11 protein-coding genes and 1 pseudogene are annotated in these 12,393 nt (G+C 49.3%); 5 read left to right on the top strand and 7 right to left on the bottom strand.

Translation table 11 applies throughout. The features are described 5' to 3' along the window. Window positions 1-263 (top strand): annotated as a pseudogene (locus ABY802_RS13690) (5-(carboxyamino)imidazole ribonucleotide synthase); the annotation flags it as partial. A 4-nt stretch (window positions 264-267) separates the two neighbouring features. Here ABY802_RS13690 and ABY802_RS13685 read toward each other — a convergent pair. The 4 genes from ABY802_RS13685 to ABY802_RS13670 are packed head-to-tail and all read right to left on the bottom strand — an operon-like array spanning window position 268 to window position 3,533. Next, window positions 268-816, bottom strand: a complete 549-nt coding sequence (locus tag ABY802_RS13685) for a topoisomerase DNA-binding C4 zinc finger domain-containing protein (RefSeq protein WP_372627689.1) — start codon at window positions 814-816, stop codon at window positions 268-270. Between the two features lie 15 nt (window positions 817-831). Next, window positions 832-1,305 (bottom strand): DUF494 family protein, encoded by a 474-nt coding sequence (locus ABY802_RS13680; protein WP_290611908.1) that lies wholly within the window; start codon window positions 1,303-1,305, stop codon window positions 832-834. A 2-nt stretch (window positions 1,306-1,307) separates the two neighbouring features. Further along, entirely contained in the window at window positions 1,308-2,399 is a 1,092-nt protein-coding gene (dprA, locus tag ABY802_RS13675) for a DNA-processing protein DprA (RefSeq protein WP_372627688.1), read from the bottom strand. A gap of 24 nt (window positions 2,400-2,423) precedes the next feature. After that, window positions 2,424-3,533: a LysM peptidoglycan-binding domain-containing protein gene (locus ABY802_RS13670; protein WP_372627687.1), complete on the bottom strand. Its 1,110-nt coding sequence runs from the start codon at window positions 3,531-3,533 to the stop codon at window positions 2,424-2,426. Between the two features lie 123 nt (window positions 3,534-3,656). Between ABY802_RS13670 and def the strand changes: the two genes are divergently transcribed. The 4 genes from def to trkA are packed head-to-tail and all read left to right on the top strand — an operon-like array spanning window position 3,657 to window position 7,879. Beyond that, window positions 3,657-4,172, top strand: coding sequence for a peptide deformylase (def, locus tag ABY802_RS13665; RefSeq protein ID WP_372627686.1), 516 nt, complete (start codon window positions 3,657-3,659; stop codon window positions 4,170-4,172). Between the two features lie 13 nt (window positions 4,173-4,185). Further along, entirely contained in the window at window positions 4,186-5,172 is a 987-nt protein-coding gene (gene fmt, locus ABY802_RS13660) for a methionyl-tRNA formyltransferase (RefSeq protein ID WP_372627685.1), read from the top strand. After that, on the top strand, window positions 5,169-6,506 hold the full coding sequence (rsmB, locus tag ABY802_RS13655) for a 16S rRNA (cytosine(967)-C(5))-methyltransferase RsmB (protein WP_372627684.1): 1,338 nt from the start codon (window positions 5,169-5,171) through the stop codon (window positions 6,504-6,506). The genes fmt and rsmB overlap by 4 nt, the downstream gene beginning before the upstream one ends. Then, window positions 6,503-7,879 (top strand): Trk system potassium transporter TrkA, encoded by a 1,377-nt coding sequence (trkA, locus tag ABY802_RS13650; protein WP_217670272.1) that lies wholly within the window; start codon window positions 6,503-6,505, stop codon window positions 7,877-7,879. The genes rsmB and trkA overlap by 4 nt, the downstream gene beginning before the upstream one ends. Before the next feature lie 77 nt (window positions 7,880-7,956). Here the strand turns inward: trkA and ABY802_RS13645 are convergent, their stop codons facing one another. The 3 genes from ABY802_RS13645 to ABY802_RS13635 all read right to left on the bottom strand — a co-directional run. Continuing rightward, entirely contained in the window at window positions 7,957-9,408 is a 1,452-nt protein-coding gene (locus tag ABY802_RS13645) for a TrkH family potassium uptake protein (RefSeq protein ID WP_372627683.1), read from the bottom strand. 19 nt (window positions 9,409-9,427) lie between these two features. Further along, window positions 9,428-10,753: a Xaa-Pro dipeptidase gene (gene pepQ, locus ABY802_RS13640; protein ID WP_372627682.1), complete on the bottom strand. Its 1,326-nt coding sequence runs from the start codon at window positions 10,751-10,753 to the stop codon at window positions 9,428-9,430. A 45-nt stretch (window positions 10,754-10,798) separates the two neighbouring features. Then, the coding region (locus ABY802_RS13635) for a transglycosylase SLT domain-containing protein (protein WP_372627681.1) at window positions 10,799-12,393 on the bottom strand (1,595 nt) is incomplete at its 5' end.

The following is a 12,393-nucleotide window of genomic DNA, read 5'->3' as shown; positions in this document are numbered from 1 at the left end:
TGGGTAACACGGCATTACTGCGTCCTACCCTGATGATTAATATTCTGGGAGAAGACACTACCCCAGCCGCTATTCTCGGCTTAGCTGGGTTGCATTTGCACTGGTACGGTAAAACCAAAAGGCCGGGCAGAAAAATGGGCCATATTAACTTATCAGCCGACTCTCTGGCTGAACTTAAGGCTCACTTTGCAAAACTGATTGATTTGTTACCGGCTGCGGCGTTCCCAGAGCTGGAGCAAATGCTAAACCAAATTACTGAATAAGCTGTTAGCCAGCCTTACTGGCTGGCTGCTTTTTTTCACACCCTTTTTTAGCACAATAAAGTTCTGACTTTTTCTGTAGCAACAATGGGTAGCGGCAATAGTGGCATGGGCCTGCCTGTGGTTTATCATTCAACAGAAAACGGCAATCCGGATAGCGATTGCAGCCATAAAAATGTTTGCCAAATTTATTGATCCGTTCAGTTAACTGACCCTTTTTACACTTAGGGCAGCCAATTTCTATACTGTCTTTGTTTTCTTCATGCTGATCGACCACAAAATCACATTCAGGATACGCGGTACAGCCAATAAACATACCATAACGACCGTTCTTTACCGCAAGTATTGCACCACACTGCGGGCACGCTTCAGTGGGCAGCACTTTAACAATGGCGTGGTCGTGCTGTTGTAAGGGTTTAATATAATGGCAATCCGGATAAGCACTGCAGCCCAGAAAGGGGCCATTTTTTGACGATTTTATCTGTAGCGTGTTCTGGCAAAGTGGACAAAGCTGCTGCTGGTGCGGCAGCTTAAATAACGGAGTGTCATCAGTCATATTATTAAAAGCTGCTTAATGCAGGGGCCCATCGGGTTCATCAAAAATTAAATCTTCCATTTGAGCGTAAGCGGTTTCCCGCCCTGGCACATTAAACAGCACCATCAGCACTACCCATTTTAAGTCTTCCAGACTTAGCGCAGTACTGTCGAGATCCATCGCCCGGTCAATCACCATCTCACGGGTGTTCGCATCCAGAACGTTAATTTGTTCCAGAAATAACAGAAATCCCTGATCGGTCACGTCCAGTTTACGCTGCTCTTCGAGGGTATAGATACGAACAGCGGTAGAATTACCTTTAGTTAAATAGGGCTTAACATGGCTTTCCTGCAACGCCGATAAGCTATCCAGCCATTTTAAGGCTTTAAAAATGTCGTCATCATGAAAGCCTGCACGGCTGAGCTCTTTGGTCAGATCCGCGTGGTTTACATAAATATCAGATTCATTATGAATATAGTTTTCAAACAGATAAACGAGGATATCAAACATAATCAGGCACTCCTCACTCTAATGTAACCACCGGGTACTGCTGCTACCTCACCCGCTATTTCCAGCTGCAGTAAGGTTATGGATACGTCTGTCACTGACATGTTAGACCGCTTTGCAATAGTATCTATTGCAGTAGCGTCATCTCCTACGTTAGCCAACAACTGCTGCGCAAACAAGTCCGGCGCAGACTTTTTTTCATCTGAGGCTAAAGTACTTAAGCCATTCTGGGCAAAAAACTGCCACTCTTCCAGGATATCGGCCACACAGGTAACAAGTTTAGCGCCTTGTTGAATTAACCAGTGACATCCAGCTGACTGCCTGCTGTAAACCGAACCCGGTACCGCAAAAACATCCCGACTGTATTCTGCCGCCAGATTGGCACTGATCAGCGAACCACTCTTCAGGGCCGCTTCAACCACTATGGTAGCAGAGCTCATGCCGACAACGATGCGATTACGCTGCGGAAAAAACTCAGCCCGGGGCTGGATATCAGGGAAAAGCTCACTGATTAATGCACCACTGTCGACTATCTGTTCGGCCAGTGCTTTATTGCTGGCCGGATAAATTTGCTGCAAACCATGCCCTAATACTGCAATAGTAAAACCACCGCCCTGTAATGCCCCTTTATGGCTTTCACTATCGATACCCCGAGCCATTCCACTGGTGATCATGTAGCCTTGCTGCACCAGTTCAGCGGCAAAGTTCTGCGCAACCTTACGGCCGGTTGGCGTTGGCTGGCGGGTACCGACCATGGCCAGTTGCTGGCGCGGCAATAACTCAGCCTGGCCTTTTACAAACAGCAGCAACGGCGGGTGTTTAATGTGTTTTAACAGTGGCGGATAACGGGGGTCATGGAAAGTGACTGCATGATGCGATGCAGATTGCGCCAGCCATTCCAGCGCTAAATCGGCCCGGCGTTGACCGTGCACCGTTAGTAACTCGGCCTGACGGGCGGTCAGACCAATGTTACGCAGGGTACTCATCGGCAATCTGACCAGGTCGGTCAGAGAAATTTGCTCGCTTAGACGTTGGAACTTCAGGCCATCCAGGCCATGCACAGAGGCTAAAGCGAGCCAGTTGCGAAGATCATCCACGGCAAACTGGCTCCATCAGGTTAATTACAGGTTAGCGATGGTATCTCCAACCCGGATTGGACGGCGGGTGCTGGTAACAATGGCGAAACTGACCCGCTCTGCTACTTTAAACACCATTAACTCGCCTACTTTTTCCCTTGGCATGCTAATGCTGTTTTCACCAAAGTTGCGGAACATTTTCTGTAGTTTATTGGCATCTTCCACGTAAACAGGGCCGTTTTTGCCATCGATTACTGCCGGGGACTGGCGGTATATCCCTAACATCTGGCCTGCTTGCATATCATTGATCAAGCCGCGGTTTAGCACCACGATATCCATTTTGGAGAACTCACGCAGTTGCGAGGTTGTATCAATAATGGTGCCGTTAACATCGAAGTCGGGTTTGCTAATCAGGAAAAAAGCCGGCAGCGACTGTCCTTCAAGCGCCGGCATTACCCGGTCACCCTGTTTTATTTCACGTTTAACACTCAGCACCCGCATAGAAGCAGCCTCAAGCGGGCTATCCTCCGTGGCTTCACGGCCTGGGCGGAACGCACGGGCGGTTGCTATTAAACTGGTTTCATAGCCCAGCACCGTACCAGATTCAGGGTCGATATATGGCTTCCCTTTGCGATATACGCCGTATGACGTACCTGGTTGCAGCATACCCTTAACATAAACGGTATGGGTTTCTGCTGCCATTTTAGTAGCCGTATTGGTACCCAGGATATAGGGCATTGCAGCTATTTGCTCTTCACTTAACGCTTGCTCGTACGTCAGAAACGGACGAATCATACTCAGCGGTAATGTGGTGATAGCGCCGTCGCCCTTCATGGTTTTACGCGTCTCTGGTGATAAACGCTTAACATTATCGTTTACCCCAAGGCGCGGCCTGCCCATACTGTCATACGTCAGGGTTAGCGTGTCGCCCGGATAGATTAGATGCGGGTTATCAACCTGAGGGTTCATTTGCCATAATTGCGGCCACAACCAAGGCTCATTCAGGTACAATGCGGAAATGTCCCACAGAGTGTCACCTTTCTTGACGACATAGGAAGCGGGAGCATCCTCACGGATTTGCAGCACATCTGCTTGCAGGCTGAAAGACAACCAACAAAACAGCGCGATGACAGATATTGCAATTTTTTTCAGCATGCCTGCTTCCTTGAACTGATTCTTGTTTTAATTATTGCACACTATGCTGTTAATACAGCGGATTAATGGCTAAAATTAAAACATACCACAACCATTGAAATAAAGCATAATTTTGTAGGTGTTATGGCAGTTTTAAAAGTTTTACATTTCCCGGACGATCGTTTGCGCACTGTTGCTAAACCAGTAGCCTCGGTTACACCGGAAATCAAGCAGTTAGTCAATGATATGCTGGATACCATGTACGATGAAAATGGTATTGGTCTGGCGGCTACGCAGGTCGATGTCCATTTACGGGTGGTCGTCATTGATTTATCGGAGCAGCGCGATGAACCGCTGGTGCTGATTAATCCGGAGATTATCGCACGTGATGGCACAACCAGTTACGAGGAAGGCTGTTTGTCTGTGCCGCAAAACTATGCCTCAGTTGAGCGCGCTGAAACGGTAACGGTAAAAGCACTTGATCGAAATGGTGAGCCTTTTGAGCTGGCGGCCGACGGTTTGCTGGCCATTTGTCTGCAACATGAGCTGGACCATTTGGTAGGCAAGTTGTTTGTTGACTATCTGTCGCCGTTAAAGCGTGATCGAATTCGTAAAAAACTGGAAAAAGAAGCCAAAATGGCCCAGCGCCACGCGCTGTAATACAGGACAGAACGTGACTCAGCCTTTACGTATTATATTTGCCGGCACGCCAGACTTCGCTGCCCGCCATTTGCAGGCACTGATTAACAGTGACCATCAGGTTGTAGCAGTATACAGCCAACCTGATCGCCCATCTGGACGCGGCCAGAAGCTACAACCCAGTGCAGTAAAGCAACTGGCTCTGCAACATCAGCTACCCGTTTATCAACCAAAGTCGTTAAAAAAACCGGCAGCACAGGCTGAACTTGCAGCATTAAATGCCGATGTGATGATTGTTGTCGCCTACGGACTTATTTTACCGCTAGCCGTACTGCAAAGTCCCACGTTAGGTTGTATTAATGTCCATGGCTCGCTGTTACCCCGCTGGCGCGGCGCGGCGCCAATTCAACGTGCTATCTGGGCTGGCGATCAACAAACCGGTATTACCATCATGCAAATGGATGAAGGACTGGATACCGGTGCCATGCTAAGCAAAGTCACTTGCCCGATAACGTCATCTGATACCAGTGCTAGCTTGTATAACACCTTAGCTGAGCTTGGCCCCGCGGCATTGCTTGATGCATTGGCACAATTACCGGCATTGCAGCAAAGCGCTGAAGCGCAGAATGACCAACACGCCTGTTATGCCCAAAAGCTGCAAAAAGAAGAGGGTCTGCTCGATTTTACTAAAAGTGCAAAAGCACTCAGTCGGGAGATCCGGGCGTTTAACCCCTGGCCTGCCAGCTATTTGCAACTGCCACAGGGCACGGTAAAAGTGTGGCAGGCTGACTGGCTGGATATAACACCTCAGGCGAAGGCCGGACAGGTTATAAGCGCGGCGAAAAAAGGCATTGAAATAGCCTGCTCAGATGGTGTGTTAGTGCTTACCAACTTGCAACCGCCGGGTAAAAAGCCAATGGCAGTATCCGATTTCTTAAATGGCCGGGCCGACTGGTTTAAGGTTGGCAGTAATGTGCAAGCACCTGCATTATTGGCCAGCGCTAGGTTGACGAAAGCATGAGCCGGGATTGCCGGGCCCTTGCAGCTCAGTGCTGCTACCAGGTGATAGATCAGGGCCGCTCGCTATCAGACGTGCTGCCCAAAGCGCAGCAGCACATTACCAACCCGCTGGATAAAGCGCTATTGCAGGAAATTTGTTTTGGGGTAATGCGAACATTGCCACAATTAGAGCAAGTTTGCGCACAGCTGATGCAAAAGCCATTGGTTAAAAACTACCGGGTATTGCAGTTTCTGATCTACGTCGGCATTTATCAGCTGCACTTTATGCGAGTGCCCGACCATGCTGCGATTAACGCAACGGTAGAAGCCGCTCGTGAATTAAAAGGCCAGTCCCTGACCAAGTTAATTAATGGCGTGCTGCGCAATGTGCAACGCCAACCGCAATTATTTGATTTCAGTCAGGCAAGTGACGCGGTAAAGTTTAACCACCCTGGCTGGTTAATCAGTAGCTTACAACATGCTTATCCTGATCATTGGCAACACATTCTCGAAGCCAGTCAGCACAAAGCGCCGCTCTGGTTGCGAGTTAATATTCAGCGGGTAAGCCCTGAGCAATTTTGTCATGCCCTGACCGAAGAAGATATTGGTTACAGTCAGCCAATAGCAGCCTTACCCAGTGCAGTATTGCTGGATACCGCTTGTGATGTAACGGAATTACCCGGATATCATCAGGGCTGGTTTTCAGTGCAAGATGCGGCGGCTCAGTATGCTGCTGGCTTATTGGCACCAGCAGATGGCGAGCGTATTCTCGATGCCTGTTGTGCGCCTGGCGGCAAAACCTGCCACCTGCTGGAACTTGCTCCGAACGCCAGACTGACCGCATTAGATAAAGATCCTGGCCGCTTAGTGCGAGTGCAGGAGAACCTGCAAAGGCTGGGGTTAACGGCAACGGTATTGGCAGCTGATGCGGCAAATCCAGCCAGCTGGTGGGATGGCCAGGTATTCGACAAAATCTTACTGGATGTACCCTGCTCCGCTACCGGGGTTATTCGTCGCCACCCCGATATTCGCTGGCTACGGAAAAAAAGCGACATTGCCCCTTTGGCAGAACTACAACAACATATTTTACAACAATGCTGGCCATTGCTGGCACCAGGCGGCATGTTGCTCTACGCTACCTGCAGTATATTGCCAGTTGAAAACCAGCAGCAGATCAGCCAGTTTCTTAGTGAGAATACTGATGCCCTTTTACACCCTGTCACCCATGAAGCTGGCCTGCTAAAAACCGATGTCAGCATTCAGCCTGGCTGGCAATTATTCCCCGGCCAGCTCAACCGCGATGGCTTTTATTATGCGCTGCTGCAAAAGGCGCCACAGGATAACGACGCAGCATGAAAATTATTATTTTAGGCTCAGGCCAGGTAGGCGCCACCTTAGCTGAAAACCTGGTGGGTGAGCAAAACGACATCACGCTGGTTGATACCAACCTCGATAAACTGCGCAATCTGCAGGACAGATTCGATCTGCAGGTGGTGCATGGCCATGGCTCGCATCCCGACATTCTGAAAAAAGCCGGCGCGGAAGATGCTGACATGATTGTAGCGGTAACCAACAGCGATGAAGTTAATATTGTCGCCTGTCAGGTTGCTTACAGTATTTTTAATACCCCGCTGAAAATAGCCCGTATTCGCACCAATCAATATTTAAAATATCGCGATGAGCTGTTTCATAAAGACGACATGCCAGTAGACCACTTTATTGCGCCAGAAGCGCTGGTAACCAATTATATTCGACGCTTAATTGATTACCCTGGCGCCTTACAGGTGGTTGAGTTTGCCGAGGGCAAGGTGAGTCTGGTAGCCGTTAAAGCTTACTACGGCGGTCTGCTGGTTGGCCATGCGTTGTCCGCATTAAAAGAACACATGCCGAATATTGAAACCCGGGTGGCCGCCATTTACCGTCGGGGCAACGCGATTAAGCCATTAGGCACCACCATCATTGAAGCTGATGACGAAGTGTTTTTCGTTGCCGCCACCAAACACATCCGGGCGGTAATGAGCGAGCTGCAAAAACTAGAGCGCAGTTACCGCCGGATCATGATTGCAGGCGGTGGCAACGTCGGCTTTGGTCTGGCCAGGGCACTTGAGAAAACTCACAGTGTAAAATTGATTGAGCGCAGCAAAGAGCGGGCAGAGTTTCTGGCCTCCAGTCTCGACTCTACTCTGGTCTATGTGGGTGATATTTCTGATCCGGAGTTACTGGAAGAAGAAAGCGTTGAACAAATTGATGTGTTTATCGCCGTTACCAACGACGATGAAGCCAATATTATGTCTGCCATGCTGGCAAAAAGAATGGGCGCCCAGAAAACCATGGTGCTGATCAAACGCGGAGCCTATGTTGATTTGTTGCAAGGTGGCGAAATTGATATTGCCATCTCACCACAGCAAGCAACCATTTCCGCGTTGCTAACCCACATTCGCCGTGGCGACATTGTTAACGTTTACTCATTGCGCCGAGGTGCAGCAGAAGCCATTGAAGCCGTGGTAAGGGGTGATAGCAGCACCAGTAAGGTTGCGGGTAAAACCATTGGCAATTTAAAGTTGCCACCAGGTACCACCATCGGCGCTATCGTACGTGGCGATGAAGTGCTGATTGCTCATGACACAACCGTTATTGAAACCGATGATCACGTTATTCTGTTTATGGTAAACAAAAAGCATATTGTCGAAGTGGAAAAGCTGTTTCAGGTCAGCGCAATTTTTATCTGATATATTTTTATTTGATAGTTGATAGGACAATTAAGCAGCACATACTTCCCCGGCTTAATTGGTCACTAAATAACAGCTTAATCGCGCCAGAATGCCGGGGTAAACAGCACCAGTAAGGTAAAAATTTCCAAACGGCCAAACACCATCGCGACAATCAGTATCCACTTGCTGGCATCGGGAATAGCGCCAAAATTCGCCGCGACTTCACCCAAGCCCGGGCCAAGGTTATTCAGACAGGCGGCAGTGGCCGTAAACGCGCTGATGTTATCCATACCAGTTAATATCAACGACAACATAATGACCACAAAGACCACAGCATACGCTGCAAAAAAGCCCCATACCGCCTCAACAATCCGGTCTTCGACCGGTCGGCGACCCAGTTTTATGGCATAAACCGCCCTGGGGTGGACCAACCGATTAAGCTCACGCCGCCCTTGTAAAAACAGCAACAACACCCGAACCACTTTCATGCCGCCGCCGGTAGAGCCGGCACAGCCACCAATAAAGCTGGAGAAAATTAATAAAATAGGTAAAAACAGTGGCCAGGTCGAAAAACCATCAGTGGTAAAGCCGGCCGTGGTAGAGATTGATACTGCCTGAAACGCGGCGTGGTTAAGGGCCTCGCCGCCGGTGGCGTAAACATTGGTATTTAATAACACCAGAAAACATATCAACACCAGGCTGGCCTGAATGCCTAAAAACACTTTGAATTCTGGATCCCGGAAATAGGTTGAGACACTTTTACCGCGAATTGCCGCAAAATGCAGCGGGAAATTAACCGCACTAATCAGCAAAAACACTACGCAGATCATATTAATAGTGGCGCTATTAAAGTAGCCCATACTGGCGTCGTATGTCGAAAAACCGCCAATAGCTACCGTAGAAAAGGCATGACAAATCGCATCAAACACCGACATCCCTGCCAGATGAAAGGCCAGCGCGCAGGCAATAGTTATTGCCAGATAGATGTACCACAAATGCTTGGCGGTATCGGCAATACGTGGCGTCATTTTATTATCTTTCACCGGGCCTGGCGTTTCTGCCCGGTACAACTGCATGCCACCAACACCTAACAGCGGCAAAATGGCTACGGCCAGGACAATGATCCCCATGCCACCCAGCCATTGCAGCTGCTGGCGATAATATAATATAGCCTTAGGTAAGGTCTCGATCCCGGTCAGCACCGTGGCACCGGTGGTGGTCAGGCCCGAAAATGCCTCAAAAAAAGCATCGGCAAAACCTAGCTCAGGGTTGCTGGCAAACAATAACGGAATAGCACCGACCGCGCCCAGTACTGTCCAGAATAACACCACGATTAAAAAGCCGTCTCTGACTTTAAGCTCTGACCGTTTGCCCCGATTGGGATACCAAATAGCGAACCCCATGGCCAGACACAGTAAAAACGATAAAATAAAAGGGACGCCAGCGCCGTCTTTATAAAAGTATGCGACCAGTGCCGGTGGGATCATGGTGATGCTGAAAATGGCGATCAGCAGCCCCAGGATCCGAATAATAGAGCGATATTGCATAGCGTCCCTTAACGCCTTGTCAGGCGAGCTGCAAATCCCGGGTCATATTTTCATTCCGGTCACGATGAACAATAATATCATCCTCAATCCGGATCCCCCCGAACTGGCGGAATTCGGCAATTTTAGCCCAGTTAATGCTCGCTGCTGCATCAGTCTGCTTTAAATCTGCCAGTAAGCTGTCAATAAAGTATAAGCCCGGTTCAATGGTGAACACCATGTCGGGCTCAATCAGCCGGGTACAGCGTAAAAACGGATGGCTATCTGGCGGGGCAATGTGAGTTCCGCGCTCGTCCAGCATAAAGCCGCCAACATCATGCACCTGCAACCCTAAATGATGGCCCAGGCCATGAGGGAAGAAGGTACGGCTGATTTCCCGCTCTACTATTGCCGCAGGCTCAAGCCGGACAAAATCGAAGTCATGCAAAATTTGGGCAATACCCTGATGGCATTGTAAGTGTAAGTCTGTGTAGTTAATCCCGGGTTTTAAACCATCTACCAGAGTTAGTTCCAGTTGATTGACTGCCGTAATTAAATCGCCGAACTCATCATTCTGTTTAAAGCTGTAAGTGCGGGTAATGTCTGCAGCGTAGCCATTGAACTCCGCGCCGGCATCAATCAAAAACGAGTGATGCGCTGCCGGTTTTTTCCGCTCTAACGCAGTGTAATGAAGAATAGCCGCGTTCTGATTTAAACCAACAATATTGCCATAAGGCACTTCATTTTCGGTTTGACCTACTGCGGCCAGATACGCCATTTGAATATCAAACTCACTACCACCGGCATAAAATGCCGCTTTTGCCGCTCGATGCCCTGCTACCGCCAGTTGATTAGCCTTGCGCAGACATGCCAGTTCATAACCTGTTTTATAGGCCCGGTAAAAGTGTAAATAACTGAGTACCGGCTCTGGGTTAATTTCAGTAAACCCCAGCGCCCGGGCGACTTCCAGATATTCACCAACATAGGCTAGCCGCGCTTTATCGTAAGGCAACAACGTTTCTACTTTATTGGCTTTATCCAACAGCTGAATATCAAAATGCTCAGCCCAGAAATCGGCGGGCTCATCAGGTACTTTGTGCCAGAAGTCCTTTGGCCGGTAAAAAATCAGTTTCGGTTTATTTACGCCATCCACTAACAACCAGCAGTGCGGATTGTCAATGACCGGTAACCAGGCTTTAAAATGCGGGTTGGCTTTAAAAGGGTAATCCATATCATCCAGAAACTTGCGCTTAGCCTGACCGGAGTGAATCACTAATCCATCCAGATTTTCGCGAGCCAGCACCTGCGATGTGCGCTGCTGAAGTTCGGCAATATGTGCCTGATATAACGCCTGATAACCTGAGTTCATATCGACCCTTTAGTGTTGATTATGCTAATGAGCGCAATAATAGCACTATTCCACTACCACCCCAATCTTCATAGCCACCAGCGGTTTAAAAACATCCTGGGCCACATTCATCCGAAGATTATAAATCTGATAATAAGCCATTACTGCTTTGACATATTCGCGGGTTTCCCGGTAAGGAATGGTTTCAACCCAGACATCGGCCGGCAGTGCATAGTCCCGCGGGATCCACTGCCTTACCCGGCTATAGCCGGCGTTGTAAGAAGCAGTTGCCTTTAACAGGTTGCCATCGTTGCGCTGTTTTAAATAATTAAGATAATCAGTACCATAATCAATATTGGTGACTGCGTTATACAGCTGGCGAATTTGCACCTGCTTCTTAGCAATTTCATTAGCGGTCCCTGGCATTATCTGCATCAGACCACGGGCACCTGCCGGTGAGTAAGCATCGGCCATAAAAGAGCTTTCCCGGCGGGCTATTGCCATACTCCAGCCAGAATCGATTTTAAATTTATCCGCAGACAGCTGCATTTCCTGCTGATAAGCCAACGGAAAACGCAGTTCCACGTCATCCCAATAACCGACATCTGCCAGTGAAAATATCGCCCTTTCATACCATTGCAGCTGACTTGCCAGCTTGGCTGAGGTCAGTTTTTGCTGCTCGTCAGAGGTATCTTGTAAGTGATTCCATTCCCTACGGGCTTCGGTTAATCGGCCCATCGCCAGGAACTGCTGAGCACGCTGCACCGCCGGGTGCTGTTGCAACAAGGCAATTTCTTCATCGCTAACCTTTACCGGATTGTGAGCCAAACTGGGTGGCAGGCCAATTCTGGCAGCGGCCATAAAGCCGTAATAATGGCGCTCGCCGGCGATAGCGGTAAATTCGGCATTGGCCAGTTCAGCGTTACCTTGCTCTTCCAATGCCCTGGCCCGCCAGTAACGCCAATTAATATCGCCTTGCAGTTCAGCAGGTAGCTGCTCTATTACCTTTTGCACTTTTGGCCAGTCCAGTTCGCGCAAGGCATGGGCAACCTGCCACTGGGCCAGGTTGGTATCAAATAATTCAGCAGGTAAGGTCGTCAGCCAGCTGTCGGCACGACTATCGCCTTTACTGGCCAGAGCAATCGCAAACTGGCGCTGTACATCTAAGCGTTGCGCTTTGGAAAAATAAGGATCATTAACATGACGTTGCCAGGTCGCCAGTGCCTGATCAGGCGAGCGCCAGACCAGACGCTTTAAGCCATAGGCCAGTACATCACGCTCGATAATATGTTTACCGGGAAAAAACGTTGCCCGGGCAATCACAGCTGGGTTACGTCGGGTTTGCTGCCATAAATCCGCCAGATATTGCTCGCTGGCCGGAAGCAACGTTTTTAAGTACGGTATAAGCTGAGTCTGACCGCCCTCTGCCGCTAACTGCAGGCGGCGATGCACGGTTTCACTTTGCAGTGGTTTACTGTTGCGCCAGGCAGTAAATAACGGGTCGCAGGCTTTTGGCTGCGATTTACCCTCAGTCCACAGCTGCTCAGTTTGTTGCCAGATGTCAGATTCTGGCAAGGCCTTGGTTTGCAGTTGAAAGCGCAATGCCAGGCATTGCAGCTCGGCATCAGTCGAGCCGGGGAAATTGGCCAGAAACCGCTCAG

This window comes from Arsukibacterium sp., assembly GCF_041616895.1.
Taxonomy (GTDB): Bacteria; Pseudomonadota; Gammaproteobacteria; order Enterobacterales; family Alteromonadaceae; genus Alishewanella.
This window is presented reverse-complemented; position numbering and strand designations above follow the sequence as displayed.